General features: G+C 71.4%; 12 protein-coding genes and 1 tRNA gene. 4 read left to right on the top strand and 9 right to left on the bottom strand.

Features of this window, described 5'->3' with window-relative positions; translation table 11 throughout:
- The first annotated feature begins 12 nt into the window (after positions 1–12).
- The 4 genes from HHL11_RS05685 (at position 13) to HHL11_RS05670 (ending at position 2648) form a co-directional block, all read left to right on the top strand.
- Positions 13–459, top strand: coding sequence for a response regulator (locus HHL11_RS05685; RefSeq protein ID WP_169417452.1), 447 nt, complete (start codon positions 13–15; stop codon positions 457–459).
- Positions 460–462: 3 nt separating this feature from the next.
- Positions 463–669 carry a hypothetical protein gene (locus HHL11_RS05680; RefSeq protein WP_169417451.1) on the top strand — a complete coding sequence of 69 codons (207 nt, stop codon included), beginning with the start codon at positions 463–465 and terminating at the stop codon, positions 667–669.
- A 75-nt stretch (positions 670–744) separates the two neighbouring features.
- Entirely contained in the window at positions 745–1974 is a 1230-nt protein-coding gene (locus tag HHL11_RS05675; protein WP_169417450.1) for an MFS transporter, read from the top strand.
- 8 nt (positions 1975–1982) lie between these two features.
- Positions 1983–2648, top strand: coding sequence for a trimeric intracellular cation channel family protein (locus HHL11_RS05670; RefSeq protein WP_342593180.1), 666 nt, complete (start codon positions 1983–1985; stop codon positions 2646–2648).
- Here the strand turns inward: HHL11_RS05670 and HHL11_RS05665 are convergent, their stop codons facing one another.
- The 9 genes from HHL11_RS05665 to HHL11_RS05625 form a co-directional block, all read right to left on the bottom strand.
- Positions 2649–3401 carry a YfaP family protein gene (locus HHL11_RS05665; RefSeq protein ID WP_169417449.1) on the bottom strand — a complete coding sequence of 251 codons (753 nt, stop codon included), beginning with the start codon at positions 3399–3401 and terminating at the stop codon, positions 2649–2651.
- Complete coding sequence (locus HHL11_RS05660) at positions 3398–5098, bottom strand: DUF2300 domain-containing protein (RefSeq protein ID WP_169417448.1); 1701 nt, start codon at positions 5096–5098, stop codon at positions 3398–3400. Before HHL11_RS05660 ends, HHL11_RS05665 begins: the two co-directional genes overlap by 4 nt.
- Positions 5095–9621, bottom strand: coding sequence for an alpha-2-macroglobulin family protein (locus tag HHL11_RS05655; protein ID WP_169417447.1), 4527 nt, complete (start codon positions 9619–9621; stop codon positions 5095–5097). Before HHL11_RS05655 ends, HHL11_RS05660 begins: the two co-directional genes overlap by 4 nt.
- Positions 9618–10316 carry a DUF1175 family protein gene (locus HHL11_RS05650; RefSeq protein WP_169417446.1) on the bottom strand — a complete coding sequence of 233 codons (699 nt, stop codon included), beginning with the start codon at positions 10314–10316 and terminating at the stop codon, positions 9618–9620. Before HHL11_RS05650 ends, HHL11_RS05655 begins: the two co-directional genes overlap by 4 nt.
- 8 nt (positions 10317–10324) lie before the next feature.
- Positions 10325–11929, bottom strand: a complete 1605-nt coding sequence (locus tag HHL11_RS05645) for a DUF2138 family protein (RefSeq protein WP_169417445.1) — start codon at positions 11927–11929, stop codon at positions 10325–10327.
- Positions 11930–12529: 600 nt separating this feature from the next.
- A tRNA-Arg gene (locus HHL11_RS05640) sits at positions 12530–12606 on the bottom strand.
- Between the two features lie 20 nt (positions 12607–12626).
- Positions 12627–14003 (bottom strand): efflux transporter outer membrane subunit, encoded by a 1377-nt coding sequence (locus HHL11_RS05635; RefSeq protein WP_169417444.1) that lies wholly within the window; start codon positions 14001–14003, stop codon positions 12627–12629.
- The gene (locus HHL11_RS05630) at positions 14000–15169 is read right to left on the bottom strand and encodes an HlyD family secretion protein (protein WP_240980017.1); all 1170 of its coding nucleotides are present in this window, start codon (positions 15167–15169) and stop codon (positions 14000–14002) included. Before HHL11_RS05630 ends, HHL11_RS05635 begins: the two co-directional genes overlap by 4 nt.
- Complete coding sequence (locus HHL11_RS05625) at positions 15162–16832, bottom strand: MFS transporter (RefSeq protein ID WP_169417443.1); 1671 nt, start codon at positions 16830–16832, stop codon at positions 15162–15164. Before HHL11_RS05625 ends, HHL11_RS05630 begins: the two co-directional genes overlap by 8 nt.
- Positions 16833–16937 lie beyond the last annotated feature (105 nt).

The raw sequence follows: 16937 nt of genomic DNA, 5'->3' as shown, positions 1-16937 counted from the left end.
AGAGGAACATCCATGGACGAACAACGAAACCCGGGCAGCGGCGAGCACGCGCTGCGCATTCCCTTGCTGATGCCTGGAGAGCCAGGGGCGCCCGCCGCCGTCGTCGTCGCCGCCAACCCGGATGCGCGGCGCGCCACCGCGCTGTTCCTGCGCCTGATGGGCGAGTATTCGGTGCTTGCAACGGGCACGCTCGCCGAGGCGCTGGCCGCCTGCGAGGATTTCGCGCCTTCGCTGCTGCTGCTCTATGCCGAACGCGGCCGGCCCTGGCCCGAGGCCGAACTGCACGCCTGGCGCAGCCGGATCAAGGCGCCGGCCCTCGTGCTGGTCGACGACCCGGACGACTACGACTGCCGGACCTTGCGCGAAATGGGCGCCACCGACGTCGTCCCCATCCCGGTGGACCCGGCGCAGCTGATGGCGATCGTCGGCGACACGACGGCGCAGGCAGCCGGGCGCTAGGCCATGGAGGAAAGGACTTTCAAGACGGTCGTTCAGGATACGGATGCGCCCCAGCTGCGCCAGCTGGCACACCGGCACGGCCTGCGGGTGGCGACGCGGGGTTGGGTGATCCAGGAAGCCCTGATCTCGGGGCCGGCCGACGCAGTGGCTGGCTTCATGCCGGATCTCCGGGCCTTGCAGGAGGAGTGGAACGCGCGCGACGCGTGGTGAGGTTCTCGCAGATCGCGAGCCTTGCCATCGCGAACCACGCAAGCCGCGGGCGCAAACCGCGCCTAGCATCGCTGGATGACCCAGACCGAAAGCGATGAAGGATTCCAGCACTGGCGGCGCAACCTCGCCGTCTGCATTTGCGGCTCGTTCACGACCATCGTCGCGATGACGCTGATGCTGCCCTTCCTGCCGCTCTACGTGCAGCAGCTGGGCGTGCAGGATCCGGCCGCCATCGTCCAATGGTCCGGGGCGGTCTACGGCGCGGCCTTCCTCACCGCGGCCCTCACCGCGCCGCTGTGGGGCCGGCTGGCAGACCGCTACGGGCGCAAGCTGATGCTGGTGCGCGCCAGCCTCGGCATGGCCATCGTCATGTCGCTGATGGGATCCGCGCACTCCATCTGGCAGCTGCTGGCGCTGCGCCTGCTCACGGGCCTGCTCGGTGGCTATGCATCGGGATCGATGGTGCTGGTGGCTACGCAGACGCCCAAGGCACGCTGCGGCTGGGCGCTGGGCCTGCTCTCCTCCGGCATCATGGCCGGCAACGTGGTGGGGCCGCTGGTGGGCGGGTCGCTGCCGCCGCTGATCGGCATCCGTGCGACCTTCCAGGTGGCGGGCGCCGTCATCTTCCTGGCCTTCCTGGCGACCGTGCTGGTGATCAAGCGCGACACGCCTGCGGCCAAAGGCCAAAGCGGCCAGGGCGGCTCCTGGAGCGCCATTCCCGACAAGCGTCCGGTGCTGGCCATGCTGTTCGCCGGCATGCTCCTGATGCTGGCGAACATGTCGATCGAGCCGATCATCAACGTCTACGTGCAGACGCTGGTGCCGGCCGACAACGCCGTCTTCGTGTCGGGACTCGTCATGTCCGCGGCGGCGCTGGGCAGCATCCTGTCGGCGTCGCGCCTCGGCAAGCTCGCGGACCGGGTCGGGCACTGGAACGTGATCGTCGCCTCGCTGGCCGCGTGTGCCGCATTGCTCTTGCTGCAGGCGCTGGTCACGACGGGCTGGCAATTGATCGCCCTGCGCTTCGCGATGGGACTTGCCCTCGGCGGGCTGCTGCCGTGCATCGCCAGCGTCATCCGCCATTCGGTGCCGGCGCGCGTCGCGGGGACGATGCTCGGTTATTCGACTTCGTCGCAGTATGTCGGCCAGGTCACCGGCCCGTTGGCAGGCGGCTTCTTCGGCGGACACTTCGGCATGAGGTCGGTGTTCTGGGGCACGGCGCTGCTGATGGCGGGCGGAGCGGTGGCGACGGCCTTGGCCCGCACGCGCATCATCCGGGTCACGCCAGGGGACGCGCCCGCCTAGAATCCTTCGTGCTCTCGACGGCATCCCTCCCATCCCTCGTCTACGCGCTGGACCTCGCCGGCACCTTCGTGTTCGCGCTCAGCGGCGCGATGGCGGGCGTGAAGCACCGCCTCGACCTGTTCGGCATCCTCGTGCTCTCGTTCGCCGCGGCCAACACAGGCGGCATCACGCGCGACCTGCTGATCGGGTCCGTGCCGCCCGGCGCGGTCAGCGACTGGCACTACCTGGGCGTGTCGGTGCTGGCGGGGCTGGCCACCTTCTTCTTCCCCGCGCGCATCCGGCGCGAACAAGGAGCGGTGCAACTGTTCGACGCCGCGGGGCTCGCGCTGTTTGCGGTGACCGGCGCCGCCAAGGCGCTCGCGCACGGCCTGAACCCGGTCATGGCGACCCTGCTCGGCATGCTCACGGGCATCGGCGGCGGCATGGCGCGCGACGTGTTGCTGGCCCAGGTTCCCACGGTCCTGCGCGCGGACCTTTACGCGGTCGCCGCGCTCGCGGGCGCAGCCGTCGTGGTGACGGCGTCCGTCCTGGAATTGCCTGCCACGCCGGCGACGGTCGTGGGAGCCTGCCTGTGCTTCGGGCTGCGCATGCTCGCCATCAAGCATGGCTGGCAGCTGCCCGTCGCGGCGGCGCCGGCTGATCCGCCCTCCGGCCAAGACGGACCCGGCACGTAGTTAGAGCACGCTGAACGAAGCCACGTACTCCAGGTCCCCCGTCGATCGCAGCGGCACCCGGTACACGCGCCGGGTCTCGGACGGCGTGCCCTCGCCTTCGATCACCGTCACCTGCGCGATGCTCATGCTGTGGTCGCCGCCGCCACCGTAGTAGTTGACGTAAACCAGCCAGGTCCCGCGTTCGGGCCGCGCAGTGGCGAAGATCTCCGGCCCGTAGCCGGAGGTGACGTCCACGTCCAGGGCGCCCCCGCCGGCGATGACGCGGTTGCCATAGAAGCAATGCTGGCCGTTGGGGCTGATCACGTGCAGGTCCATGTCGGTCCCCGGTGTGTCCCAGCTCAGGACCACGCGCAGGCGTGGCCGCGCGCCGCCGGTGGCCGCGTCGTAGAACTGCACGCGGCGCGGCGGGCTGGACGGCGCGCCCCGCACTTCGACGCTGTTGGAGCCGGCCGCGAAGGCATAGGGGCGCGCAAAGCCGCCCGCCTCGTCCGTTTCCACCGGCATCGGGACGCCATTGACCACGAGGGTCGATGGCCCCTGCTTCGGCCGGTCGCGCACGGTGCCGCGGATCTGCGCCGCGACCGAAACGTTGCCGCGCAGGTTGACCGTGGAGGCCGGGTAGTGCACCTCCTGCACGAAGTTGTTGTCCGGCACGGTGGCTCGCCAGCCGCCGCGCGGGACGGCGAGCTCCGGCGCTTGGGCCTGCGCCGCGGCGGCGGCCACGCAGAACAGCCAGGGGCTGCATCGTTTCATGGAAGGACTCCCAGGAGCTTGCGGGCCTGCGCTTCGACGAAGGCCTCGTCGCGGCCGGCCGGATGGCCGGCAAAGGCCAGGTGAACGTATTCGTGGGCGACCGCGATGCGCTCCTCCAGGGAGCGATAGCCCGCCACGTCGATCCGGTGGCCGCCGCCCGCATGGGCGCGCCCGCGCGCCAGCCGGCAGACCTGCAGTTCGCCCGGATCTTCGAAGCCCGGCTGGCCCGCCAGTTGGCGCTTCCAGCCCGGGCGCTCGCGGGCTAGCCATTGCAGCACCAGCGGCAGCGGATCGCAGGCCAGCGCGCCATGGTCGGCGGCCGTCGCGATGCCGGCGCGCGGATAGGCGCGGTGCAGGATGCGCAGGTAGTCCTCGCCGGCGCCGGCCTGCGCCGTCGCGTCGCGCCAGGACAGCACGCCGTCGCGGCCCTGGTCGCGGTGGTATTGGCCCGGGATGGCATAGCCGCCCGCCAGCACCAGGCCGGCGGTGGCCCGCGCGGCCTCCAGCGCGGCGGCAGTCGCCGGCCGCGGCGACACGCGCTGCGTGGCGGTGGTGTCCTCGATCTGCAGGCAGCCGCGGCTGGGCGTGCCTTGCGCCAGCACGTAGCTGCGCGCGGCGACGGCCAGCGCCCATGCGGCCTGCAGCGGCTGCGCGGCGGCCTCGCGGTCGATCACGCGCGCCACGTAGTCTTCCAGCGCCAGGTCGCCGGTGATCACCGGGTGCGCGTCCACGTTGGCCAGTTGCAGTTCGCCCGCGCTCTCGATCTCGATCGCCGTGCCGCTGCGGAAATGCACGCGGTAGCGCCCGCGCAAGCTGCCCGGCGTGCGCAGCCGCGCGCCCGCCAGCGGTTCGACCGTGGCGATCGGGTAGCGCGCGAAGAACTCGACGCGCACGCACTGCCGGCCCTCGAGCGCGCCGGTTTCGCGCGGCACTTCCTCCGAGCGCGTGAGCGACAGCACCGGCCCGGCCCAAGCCGGCACGACGTCGGCGCTGGAACCGGCCGCGGCAAACCAGAGCGGCCGGTCCTGTGCCGTCCAGCCGCTCGCGCCCGCGGTCCGCGTGCCATCCGCATGTTCGACCGTATAGGTCTTCACCCGCAGTTGCGCCGCCACCTGTCCCAGTTGCCGGACGCCGGCGCCATTCACCCAGTAGGCCAGCAGGTCGTGCTGCGCCTGTTCGCGCAGGCCAGGCGGCCAGGCGTCCAGCCAAGCCAGCCACTCACGCGGACTCACGCGTGTCTGCGGGCCGAGGTCGCCGCGCTGCACGGCCTGGGCCAGCGCGGCCGGCAGCGCCTGCATCACGGCTCCGGCGGGGCGTTCCCACGGCACGCGATCGCGCGCGAAGTACAAGCCGCAGGACCGCGCCAGCGCCGCGCCGCGGGCGATCGAATCGCCGGGCGCGCAGCAGTACACCTCCTCCGGGTCGTGGCCCTTGCATTGCAGCGGCTTCTCCGCCACGCCGGCTTCGACCCATTGCGCATAGGCGACGAGCTTCCACAGGCTGCCCAGGGGCACCGGCTGCCCGGCGTCGAAGCTGCCGCGTTCACGCCCTTGCGCATCGACGGCAATGGCCTGCAGCCGCCCCTGCGCGTCCAGCCAGGCCAGGCGCAGCACCGGATCGGGCCGCGCTGCCCAGGCGATAGCAGCCAGCAGGGCCAGGCCAGCCACCGCCAGCGCGCGGCAACTTCGGAAGCTCACTGCACGGTCCACGCTGCGCCGTCCGCCCCGGCCTCGTAGGCCTTGGCTTCCGGCTGGTACATGCGCCAGAGGCGGGCCGCCGGCAGCGTGAAGCGGCCCTTCTGCCCGAAGCGCACCAGGTGGCGGACGGTGCGCGTGCCGTCGAGCGCGTCGAAGGGCACGGTGTAGCCCTGCCGCGTCGCCTCGCCGGCAGCGCGCTCCAGCGGCGCATGCTTGTCCGTGTCCCCCACTTCCACGCCCCAGGTCGAAGGCTCCATGAAAGCGCCGGGCGGCAAGGCCACTTCCAGCAGGCCCTGGCGCAGCGGCCTGCCGGCGCTGACGGTGACCTGGTCCAGGTACAGCGCCGAGGTGGAAAGCGCCTCCCCGCGCTCGATCGGCACTGCCTTGAACAGCTTGTCCTTGCGCTCGAGGCGGAACAGCTTGCGCTCGATGCGCACGGGCAGCGTCTCTCTGCCGCGTGCGTGGCTCTCGTAGCGCACCGACAGCGTGAAGGCTTCGGCCGCGGGGCGACCCAGGGCCAGCGACTGCGCTGCGGCGCCCGGCGCGGTCCACGCCCATTGCGCGGCGCCGGTCGCCGTCTTCAGCGATTGCCAGCCCGCGCCAGGGGCCAGCACCGGCGCCGCTGCGCCCGCCTTCAGGCCGCTGGCCTTGGCCAGCCAGGCCAGGGAAATCGCCCGTTCGAAGGTGGTATCCGATTCGGCCGCCTCCTGCAGCGCCTTCTGGATGCCCTCGGGACGGCCCGCGCCGGTCGTGGCCGCGAGCGCCTGCGCGAACAACTGGGGCGCGTCGGCCAGCGCGCGGCGCGCCTGCTCCAGCGGCTGCTCCAGCGCCGCCGGCCAGGCGATGTTGTCGGCGGCGAACAGCTGGCGCACCAGCACCAGTGCCACGGCCTGTTGCGGCGCCTCTTCGCCGAACACCCAGCTGCCGCCCGGCGCGGGCGCGGCCGGATGCAAGGGCATCGCCGCCAGCACGTCGGCCAGGCCGCGCGCATAGGTGGCCGTCGGCAAGCCCATCTCGCGCATCATCCACAGCGCCAGCGCGCGCTGCACCGGCGTTTCGTTCTCCTGGCCCTTGCCGTAGATCTCCACCAGCCTTTGCCAGTGCGCCGCCGGCAGTTGCATGCCCAGTGTCTGCGTCGCCAGGAAGTCCGCGTAATAGGCATAGGCGGAGAAGAAGGCGCTTTGCCGCGTCGCGTCGCCCCACCAGCCGAACACGGCATCGGGGCCCGCCATGCTGGCCAGCCGCAGGCGGCTGGCGTACAGGCGCTGGCGCAGCGGCGAGTTCGGATCGTCCGCGCCCGGCAGCGCTCGCAGGCCCAGCGCCAGGGGCAGCATGCGGCTGGCGGTCTGCTCGAGGCAGCCGTAGGGGTAGTCCAGCAATGCATCGGCGACGCGGTTCCAGTCCGCGGCGCCCGCCGCCAGCGCCCTGATCCTGACCGCGGATGCGTCGGCAGGCAGCTTCAAGTCCGCGTGATCCTGGCCGGCCGCGACGGTCACCAGGCTCTCGCGCACGTCGGCCCATTCCGCAGGCAAGGTCTGCCAGCGGGTCTGCAGCTGGTCCAGCACGCGCCCGCCCTGGCGCACCTGCAATGTCAGGTTGGCGTCCTGCGCCGAGGGCGGCAGCTCGAAGGCGACGAAGTTCGCCCCCGGCGCCAGGCTCAGCGTGCGCGATTGCGCAGCGCCCGCGCCCTCCAGCGCCACCTGCACATCGCGTGCCGCCGTTCCCTGGTTGAACACAGCCAGGCTGGCCACCGGACGGTCACCAGCGCGCGCCCAGTCCGGGCTGGTCCACTTGGCGTAGACCTCCTTGTCGCTCTGGAACCAGGCGCGCTTCTCGCCCACCAGCCCTTCGGCGCGGCCCAGGCCGACGCCGCGCGCCGTGACGCGCCAGCGCGTCAGGGCATCGGGCACCGTGAAGCTGATGCGCGCGTGCCCCTGCGCGTCGGTCGTCACGCGGGCCGACCAGAAGGCGGTGTCGCGCTCGTCGCGCCGCGGCCGTTCCAGCAGCTTGATGCCGCGCTCCTGCGTGCCGCGGCTGCGCGGCACTTCCTGGCCGGCGGGCGCCGCCGCTTCGTCGTAGCTGATGAAGGCCAGGCTGGAATGCGTGCGCACGTTGTTGCGGCGCGGGTGGTAGAAGAAGTCCACGATGCCGGGCGCCAGCTCGGGCTGCAGGACGTACACCATCTCGTCCACCACGCCCAGGGCCAGGCTGGCGGGCGTGGCCACGCCATCGGCCTGCGTTTCGATGTCCACCGTGGCCGTCTCGCCCGGCGCATACGAAGGCTTGTCGGTCTTCAGCACCACCTGCAAGGCCGGTTGTTCCACCAGGATGCCGGCGTTCTGGAAGCCGAACTCGCGCCCGCGCACGTAGGCCACCGAGAAAGTGATGTTGGGGGCGAACTCCGCGCTCACCTGCAGCACCGCCTCCCACTGGCGGTCGTTCAGCCGGCGCAGCGCGGCCACCTTGCCGGGCCCCGCCAGGCGGCCCCAGCTTTCGACGCGGTCGCGCTCCAGCGTCAGCAGCGCGTCGTCCACCGCATCGGGGAAGGTGATGAGGGCGCGCGCGGTTTCGCCGGGGCGATAGCGCGGCTTGTCCAGCACGATCTCCACCGCGCCTTGCGGCGGCTTCAATTCGCCGCCAGCCACGTAGAAAGGCGCGGCGCCCAGCAGGCGGTCCTGCGCGTCGCGCAGTTGCACCATGTAGGACCCGGGCCGCTCCAGCTGCAACGCGAAGCCGTCGCCGCCGGCGACGTTGCCGCGGGTACTGGTCTGGCTCTCCTGGTGCACGGCCACCCACTGCGCGGGGGCGGCACCGGCCGGAGCGCCATCGGCCAGCGCGAAGCGCCACTGGACGGCTTCGCGGGCCGCCGCGAACTGCTTCTGCGGCCGCAGCATGTAGGCGCTGGCGGAACGCTCGATCAGCAACTGCTGCGTGGCACGCACGCGTTGCGCGGCGCCGTCGGTGGCCAGCACGGACAGCACCAGCCGGCTGGGTTCCTTGGCCGCGGGCAGCTTGAACGAGGCATAGCCCTTGGAGTCGGTGCTGAGGTCCTGGTTGTTGCCGATCTGCAGCGGGAAGGCGCCGCCATAGACCAGGTCGCCTTCGACCATCGTCAGCATCTGCGCCCGGGCCGACAGGCTCAGCACGGCGTTGGCCACCGGCTTGCCGTCCGGGTAGGCCAGGCGGATGCGGCCGGTGATTTCCTCTCCGGTCTTGAAGGCCGGCTTGCCCGGCTCCACCAGGATCTCGAAGTGCGGCTTCACGTATTGCGCGACGCGGAAAGCGGCGCCGTATTCGTCGTCACCGCGGGTCATGCGGATTTCGTAGCCGCCCGCGGGCGCCTCCGCCGGCAGGCGGAAGCGAGTCTCGCCGCCCGCCGCCGGGTCGTAAGCCACCTTGTCGGTGAAGACCGGGGTGCCCTGCGCATCCAGCACGGTCAGGGCGATCGGTCCCGCCGCCATGGCGCGCGAGGCGCGCGCGCCGGTGAACTCGCGGCCATAGAGCTTGATGTTCACCTCGTCGCCCGGCCGGTACAGCGGGCGGTCCGTCAGGGCGTAGAGCTTGTTGTTGTAGATCTCGCTGTCGTAGTAGAAGTTTTCGCTGACGAACACGCCGCCGGCCGCATCCGCGCCGAACACGTAGCTCGTCTCGGGCACGCTGCGCGAGAAGACGGCGACGCCGTCGCTGTCGGTAGGGCCGCTGGCCAGCACGCCATTGAGGTCGCTCCACATCAGCCTGGCGCCGGCGGCGGGGCGCCCACCCGCGCGCTGCGCGACCCAGACCAGCATCTGGTCGCGCGAGGTCTTGCTGACGGCGACCGCATCGCCCACGAACAGCAGCGCCGTGGCGCGGTGCCGGCCGATCGCCGCTTCCACCACGTACAGGCCAGGCTGCTGCCGGCCCAGCGGGATGTAGACGTTGCCCTTGGACGGCGGCGTGAACTGGCTGGAAGCGCCCTGCAGCACCAGCCCCTTGGGCGGCGCGATCGGCCGCGCGGCCTGCACCGGATACCGGAAGCGCGCGGCCGCCTGCATGCCGGGCGGCGCCTGGAAGACAGGCTGCGCCACGTACGGCGGCGGCTTGCGGATGTCCGCGTGCGTCTTCAGTTGCGGCGCCTCTTTCGTCACGCTCACGCGCGCCGCCGGGGCGAACAGCGACTGCCACAGCTTGCGCGCCTTGATCCAGGCGCCGTCCCACAGGAAGCTCAACGCGTTGCCCAGGCCGTCGGGACGGGCGCTTGCCCGCAGGTCCACGCGATGCAGGTTCTTCTGCTGCCGCAGGAAGGCAAGGGGATCGGCCACGCGGTACAGCGCGACGTCGACACCGCCGGTTTCGTCCAGCGCGGACAGGTCGCCCGCTGCCATTTCCAGGCGGACACGCGCCTCCTCGCCGGAGCCGAAGCTGCTGTCGGTCAGCAGGAAGAAGGGAGCGCCGGCCGGCGCCTCGTAGTCCTGCGCCGGCGCCGCCGGGGCGAAGACAAGCGCCGCCAGCAGCGCGAAGATGCGAATGGCCAAGGTGTTCATGCGAGGAACCGGAACCGGAACCAGCCGGCGAAATTGGGGTTGCCGGCTTCGGGACGCCAGCGCGTGTCGGGGTGGCGCAGCAAGGCGCCGAGCGTGGTGCTGCGCAAGCCGCTGTCGGCAGGCGTCGGTTCGGCGCCCGTGTGGTAAATGATGCGGCGGCCGGTCCACGCCATCAGGTGCTGGTCGGCGCCCTGGTCGAAGAACAGCAGGTCGCCCGGCAACACGCGCGCGCCGTCCTTGCCGACCGGGCGCGTGTTGCCCTGCACCAGCGCCAGCGCGCCGGCGAAATCGGAGCGCGCGCCATCGGGCAGCGTCCATCGTGTGAGCGCCTGGGCGTCGGCCGGGCCCAGTTCGACGTCGGGCGGCAGGGGGCGGTCCTGGGGCCAGCCCATGCTGGCCAGCCAACGCGCTTCGTGCGGCAGCAGGGCCTCGCGGGCCGCGAAGCGCACCAGGCCGGCGCAGTCTCGATGCACCCAGCGCGGGCTGGGGCCGCGCCTGACGGTCTCCTCCAGGATGGCGCAGAACCACGCCCGGAAGGCCTGCGCATCGGCGGGGCCCAGCGGCCTGGGTGCCGCGGCCTGTGCGTCGGCCGAGCCCTGTCCCTTGGACACCGCGGCCTGCGCCGCGCGGCAGGCGCCCCACGCCAGGCCCGCGGCCAGCATCGCGCGCCGCGTCGATTCGAGGCGAGTCTGCATGCCGGCCCTCAGTTCGACCGCGCCGCGCCCAGGACCAGCGGCTTCCAGAGCCAGTCGCCGCGGCTGCTGCCGGCGTTGTCCGGGTCGGGCCGGAAGGCCAGCTTGCCGCCGGCGGCCAGCGCGTCCAGGCGCGGTTTCAGTTGCCGCTGCACGACCTGCCGGAACGCCGGCGTGTCCTGCGTCAGGCGCAGGCTTTCGGCCTGCAGCATCTCGCCGAGCGCAGGCAAACCCGCCACCAGCAAGGGGCTGCCGGGGTAGTCGTCGGCCAGGGCGGGATAGCGATGCTCCGCGACGGCCAGCGCCTGCTCGATCGCGCGATGGTCGACCGACGCCAGTACGGTGTCGCCGAGCCGCAGCACCGCGATGCGATGCGCGCGCTGCTCGCCGGAGCCGAGGTAGCCGCGCTCGTTGGCCACGTCCGCGGTCCACAGCTTGCCGCCGCCAGCCACCGCTTTCTGCGCCACGTCGACGGCGCCATCCTTGGGCTTCGCCAGCATCCTGGCCAACAGGCCGGCCACCGCTTCGTCGTGGCTGGCGCCGGTCCCGGGCTGGAAGCGCAGGGCCAGCACCGGCGCGTAGAGGCCGTTGCCCGGGTACCAGCAGGCGCCGGCGCCGGCCTGCAGGTCGTGCGCGAGCGCCGCCGCATCGAGAGGCGCGGCGGCCTGGTCCCAGCTGACTGGCAGGGCCGCGCAGAACGCGGCGCCACCGGGCAATACGCTCCAGGCCGCCGTGGCCTGCGCGGGCCATTCCTTCCAGGCCTGCGGCGTCGCGGCAAGCGACAGGGACCAGCGTGAGCCCGCGAGCTCGAAGCGCAAGGCCTGCACGGCCGGGAAGAAGTGCTGGTAGCCGAAGGACAACCAGGCGGCCTTGGCGGTGATCGCATGCCGCGCTTGCGGCGGCAGTTCGGCCAGGGCGAAGTCGTGGCGCCAGGCATCTTCGGGCCGGGAGCCCAGCAAGGCGCCGGCGGCCGCGGCAGCGCCGGAAGCCAGCGCCCGATTCGCATCGAGCAGCATGCCTGGATGCGTCAGCACCAGCAGGCGCTTGCCGGACGATACGAACAGCAGCGTGCTGTCGGCCCGCAGCTTCAAGGCGTAGACCGTGCTGTCCTTGCCGCCCACCGCGATGGAACCGGCACGCGTCAGCTGGCTGTCCGGAAGGGCCACCTTGCCGATCTGCTCCAGCGCCTGCGCCGCGGCGTTCTCATCGAGCAGCAGCGCCGCGTAGGCGAGCCGGCCCTTGCCATCGCTCCACAGGGCGAGCTGCGCCGGCGCGTCCAGCAAGGTGGCGACCAGCCGGTCGCGCCAGGTGAGGCCGTGCTCGAAGGCCAGGCGCCGCAGCGTGCCCTCGAGAGTGAGGCGGTCCGGATGTTCCTCGTAGTACTGGACGAAGTCCTGCGTGAGGACGTCGCGCAGGCCGGGGAGAGCGACCAGCTCGCGCGGCAAAGCCGAAAGCTGGCGGGACTGGATCAGGACGTCGGGCCGCGCGAGGTCGATGCCCAGCGACGCAACAGGACCCTGGAAACCACCGCGCCAGTACAACGCGACTCCAATCAGCACGCCAGCACCTGCCAGCACGCCGACCACCCAGGCCGCCAGCTTCCTCCCGCCAATCATCCTGCGCTCCCGTCTGCGGCCATTGTTGGCCGCATGCGAAAAGCAGTTTACAGCCCGGCAGTAGCGATCGGCCCAGCGAAAAGCCGGGCCGGAACCGGGATCCGCCAAAGGGCGGATGCTTCGAAGCGAAGTCTCGAAGCCCCGAATGGGCACTTACGTACTAAGCAATCTACCCATCGACAGCATTGACACGTTCTCTTACTTTCGCGGAGGGAAGAGGAGAGCCTATGCGGTTCACGCAGTGCACTTGCGGATCGAATTACTACGTCCGAATTCCGCGCTCCTGGTGGATGCGACTGCTGGCCGGCCGCCGCCTCCACTATGGCTGTGAGGGCTGCGGCACCACGCTTTTCATTCGCCCGCCGAATGGACAGTGGGACCCGGAAGCGACCTTGCGGCCCACGCCGTCCACCACGCTGACGCAAAGCAGGCCCTGAGCGGAGGGCTCCCTACCTTTTTGTACGGCCCCGGTCGAACACGCTTGGGGCCTTTTCGGCCCGCCACGTGCGGGCCGTTTTCTATGGTCCGCCACCGCGCAAAAAATCGCGCCCATAAGAAAAGGGCCATCACGCTTGTGGCGTGATGGCCCTCGAAAAAGTCTGGTGCGGCTGGCAGGATTCGAACCCACGACCCCTTGGTTCGTAGCCAAGTACTCTATCCAACTGAGCTACAGCCGCGCAGAAGCGAGAGTATAGCATCATTTTTGCGGCGGAGTCGACTCCCATCCTCCGCCCATTGCCTGGCTCAGTGCGACAAGGCCATTCAGTTCGTCCGCCACCGTCTGCACTTCGGCCAGGTCGGCGTTCAGGACATTGCGCTGGGCATCCAGCAGGTCGAAAAACGAGGAGTAGCCGGCGACGTAGCGGTTGCGCGCGTGCCGCACCACGTCGTCCAGCACCGTGCGCTGGGCCTGCACGCGCACCCGCTGCTCGCGCGCGCGCGCCACGGTGCTCAGGCTGTCCTCCACTTCGCGCAACGCGGTGAGCACGGTGCGCTGGTAGGCCAGCACGGCCTGCAGCCGGCGGGCGTCCGCCGCGGCGAACTGCCCTTCCAGCCGGCCCCCTTCGAAGATCGGCGCCAGCACGCTCGCGCCCAGCGACCAGATGCGGATCGGGTTGTAGTTCAGCGTGGAGACGAACACGTCGCCGAAACTGCCGGTCAGCCGCACGCTGGGCAGGAACTGCGCCCGCGCGACGGCGAGGTTGGCGTCCGCGGACGCCAGCGTCCATTCGGCCTGCACGATGTCGGGGCGGCGGCGCAGCAGGTCCGAAGGCAGGCCGTCGGGGATAGCGGGCGGCTTCAGCTCCGTCACCTCCAGCCCGCGCGCGATATCGGCCGGCGCCTGCCCGGTCAGCAGCGCCAGCGAATGCTCCTGCCGCTCGATCGCCAGCTGCGCGGGCGGCACCTGTTGCGCGATGCTTTCGAGTTCGGCCTGCGCCTGCTTCCATTCCAGGTCGGAGGTGTAGCCCACTTCGGCGCGGCCGCGCGCCAGCCGCACGGCTTCGCCGCGCTGGTCCACGGTGTCCTGCAGGATGCGCAGCTTCGCGTCGAGCGCGCGCAAGGTGATGTAGCCGCTGGCCGTGGCCGCGGCCACGGCCAATGCCGCCGCTTCGCGGCCCACGACTGCGGCCTCGGTGCTCGCGGAGGCGGCCGACACCTGTTCGCGGATGCGGCCGAACAGGTCCACCTCGTAGGCGGCCTGGAACACGGGCGTGAAGGTGGCGGCGTCGCTGGCCACGCCGAAGGCGTTGAGGGCGCGCGCACGCGAGACCGGCAAGGAGAAGTCCAGCGTCGGCAACAGCGCCGCGCGCGCGACCACCTCGGTGCCGCGCGCCTCCGCCACGCGCGCGGCGGCCGTCGCCACGTCGTAGTTCTGCGCCAGCGCCAGGTCCACCCAGTGCGTCAGCACGGGGTCGCCGAAAGCGCGCCACCAGTCCAGGGCCTCCGGCGCCTCCGGGCCGATGGGCGTGCGCCAGGCGGAGGAGATGACCAGCGGCGGATCCTGCAGCTGCGCCGGCGGATGCGCGCAGCCGGCCAGCAGCAGCGCGGCAAGCAGGCAGGCCGGCTGCTTCATCGCGGCCCCGTGTCCACCCGCACCTCGACCGACATGCCGGGGCGCAGCCGTGCCACCAGGGGCTGCCCGGGGTCGAACTCCACCCGCACGCTGATGCGCTGCGGCACCTTGACGAAGTTGCCGGTGGCGTTGTCCGACTTGATGATGGCGAACTCCTGGCCCGCAGCCGGCGCCATGCGCGCCACGTGGCCATGCAGCTTCTGGCCGCCCAACGCGTCCACCTGCACCGTGGCCGGCTGCCCGGGTTGCATGCGCGCGGTCTGCCCCTCCTTGAAGTTCGCGATGACGTAGACGACCTCCGGCACCAGGAACATCAGCTGGCTGCCGGCCGTGACGTACTGGCCCAGGCGCACGCCGACGTCGCTGACGGTGCCATCGCGCGGCGCCTGGATCACGGTGTTCGCAAGGTCGATCTCGGCCAGCTTCAGCGCCGCCTGCGCGCTTTCCACGCCGGCCTCCAGCCCGCCGCGGTTGACGGTGACCGTGCGCACCTGCTCCTGCGCCACGGTGTGCTGCGCCTGCGCCTGCCGCAGCGCCGCCTCGGCCTGCCGCAAGGTGGCGATGGCCTGGTCGCGTTCGCGCAGCGACACCGAGCGCTGCTCGGCGAGTTCCTCCACCCGCGTCAGGTCCGCGCGGGCGCGCACCACCTGCGCATCCGCGCTGGCGATGGCCGCGGCCTGCGACTCCGCCTGCGCCGCGCTGGAGCGCTGCGTCTGCGCCCAGTTCGCCAGCGCGGCCTGCTGCGTCGCCAGGGCCGCCTTCGCCTGCTCGACCCGCTGCGCATAGATGCGGTCGTCGATCTTCACCAGCATCTGGCCGCTCGCCACGCCCTGGTAGTCCTGCACCAGCACCTGCGTGACGTAGCCGCTCACCTGCGGGCTGATCACCGTGGTCTGCCCGCGCACGTAGGCGTTGTCGGTGACCTGCGTGCTGGTGGCGAAGGGCGGCAGCTCCCACGCGTAGAGCGCGATCAAGGCGCCGGCGACGGCCAGGGCCGCGAACAGCAGCGTGCCCAGCAGGCCGCGCCGCGGTGGCGCCCAGCCGCGCGGCGCCTCCTTGGGCGCTTCGCCGGCCGGTGCGCTCGCGGGCGGCGGCGCGGCCTCCACCAGCGGCGGCTCCTCGACCTCCAGCGGATCCTCCATGCGTTCGTTCGGCCGTTCACCCATTTGTGTTCGAGCTCCTCATCCGCGCCAAGGTCGCCAGGTCTTCCGCCAGCGGGTTGATGCCATGGATCCGGTTGTAGACCCAGCGCATGCCGAGGCCCACGAACACGAAGGTCGCCAGCACCGCGATGGCCTGGAACACGTCGTTGTAGGCCAGGATGTTGGCCTCGCGCGTGACCTGCTGCCCCAGCAGCGCGGCGCCCTCGGCGCGGCGCAGCACCGGGTCCGCCAGCACGCGGCCGTAAGTGGCGGACAGCGCATCGAGGCGGGCCGCGACCTGCGGGTCCGTCGCCAGGATGTTCTGCACCAGCTCGTTGGAATGGAAGCGCTCGCGCACGACCTGCAGCGTGCCCAGGGCGGCGGTGCCGGCCAGGCCGCCCACCGTCTGCGCGATGTTGAACATCGCGGTGAAGGTGACGATGTGGCTCGCGCCCTTGGCATAGGCGCGCAGCATGCCGGACATCATCAGCGGCCCGACGAAATACATCGCGGCGAACGCGATCATCGTCTGGCTCGCATACAGCTGCGCCGGCCGCGTGAGGTTGCTGGCGGTGCTGTCCATCCACGCGCCCAGCGCGATCAGGCCGCAGGAGATGATGATGGGCCGCAGCAGGTCCTGCGGGTTCAGCGTGAGCAGGCTCGCGACCAGCGCCGCCAGCGTCGCCGCGCTGACGATCAGGTAGAGGGTGACGAGCTGGTCGGTGCCCATGCCCAGCAACAGCAGCAGGCCGGCCGAGCCGAAGTTCTGCTCCGACAGCAGGATGCGCATGGAGGCCGCCAGCAGCGCGAAGCCGACGATCTCGCCGCTGGCCATCCAGCGGATGTTCAGCAGCGGGTTGGCGCGGTTGTGCTCCACGATGTGCGCCGCGCCTATCAGCAGCACGGCGCCGGCCAGCGCATAGCCGAGCCACGGCGTGGTCCACCACACGGTGCGGCCCTGCGCCAGCACGGCGCACAGCAGCGCGATGCCGGGCGCCATCAGCAGGAAGGTCAGCCCGTCCAGCGGCTCGAAGGCCTTGACGGTGTCGGCGGGCGGCAGCGGCAGCAGCGCGGCACAACCGATGGCCAGCAAGGCCATGCCGAGTTCGAACAGGAACAGGTGCTGGATGTTGCCGGACGCCAGCAGCAGCGGCGAGAGCACGCGTGCGAGCGGCAGCGCCAGCTGCGTGATGCCGATGCCCAGCACCATGCCGCCCAGGCGCGACTTCGCCGGCAGCGACTGCATGATGTAGAACATGCAGAAGCTGGTGAGGGCCGAGCCCACCGCGCCCGACACGGCGCGCAGCAAGAGCTCCAGCGAATAGCTGTGGAGGAACAGCTGGGCGAAGCAGATCAGCGCGAAGGCGGGCAGCGTCAGGCGCGCCAGAGCGCCGACCCCGAAGCGCTGGCGGAACTTGATCAGCAGCAGGCTCGCGCAGACGTTCGAGATCGAATAGGCCACGTTGAGCCAGTTGGCCTCCACCGCGGTCATGCCGAACGCGCCCTGCACCAGCTGCATGTTGGCGACCAGCAGGCCGTTGAAGAAGCCGGCCGCCAGGCCCATCACCACGCCGATGACGAAGTAGGCGATGCGCCGCCCCATCGGATGCTCGGGCGTGGCCGGCGATCCAGGCAGCGAGGGCCGCTCGTGCGGCTTGAACTCGTAGGGCGTCTGCTGACGAGGCACCGAACGAGTATCGGTGAATCGCGGTTCTTCGTGGAAGCGGCAGGGGCTTCCTCTTTGCCGTAGCTGCTGGGCAGTCGCACGTTCGCGGAGCGCCCCCACCGACCT

This window comes from Ramlibacter agri, assembly GCF_012927085.1.
Lineage (GTDB): Bacteria > Pseudomonadota > Gammaproteobacteria > Burkholderiales > Burkholderiaceae_C > Ramlibacter > Ramlibacter agri.
The sequence above is the reverse complement of the archived record's forward strand: the minus strand, read 5'-3'. Positions and strand labels throughout refer to the sequence as shown.

Excerpts from the sequence above, each read along its gene's own strand:
- HHL11_RS05675 (WP_169417450.1), top strand. The coding sequence starts at position 745 with ATGACCCAGACCGAAAGCGATGAAGGATTCCAGCACTGGCGGCGCAAC.
- HHL11_RS05680 (WP_169417451.1), top strand. The coding sequence starts at position 463 with ATGGAGGAAAGGACTTTCAAGACGGTCGTTCAGGATACGGATGCGCCC.
- HHL11_RS05665 (WP_169417449.1), bottom strand. The coding sequence starts at position 3,401 with ATGAAACGATGCAGCCCCTGGCTGTTCTGCGTGGCCGCCGCCGCGGCG.
- HHL11_RS05630 (WP_240980017.1), bottom strand. The coding sequence starts at position 15,169 with ATGGGTGAACGGCCGAACGAACGCATGGAGGATCCGCTGGAGGTCGAG.
- HHL11_RS05655 (WP_169417447.1), bottom strand. The coding sequence starts at position 9,621 with ATGAACACCTTGGCCATTCGCATCTTCGCGCTGCTGGCGGCGCTTGTC.
- HHL11_RS05685 (WP_169417452.1), top strand. The coding sequence starts at position 13 with ATGGACGAACAACGAAACCCGGGCAGCGGCGAGCACGCGCTGCGCATT.
- HHL11_RS05635 (WP_169417444.1), bottom strand. The coding sequence starts at position 14,003 with ATGAAGCAGCCGGCCTGCCTGCTTGCCGCGCTGCTGCTGGCCGGCTGC.
- HHL11_RS05650 (WP_169417446.1), bottom strand. The coding sequence starts at position 10,316 with ATGCAGACTCGCCTCGAATCGACGCGGCGCGCGATGCTGGCCGCGGGC.
- HHL11_RS05645 (WP_169417445.1), bottom strand. The coding sequence starts at position 11,929 with ATGATTGGCGGGAGGAAGCTGGCGGCCTGGGTGGTCGGCGTGCTGGCA.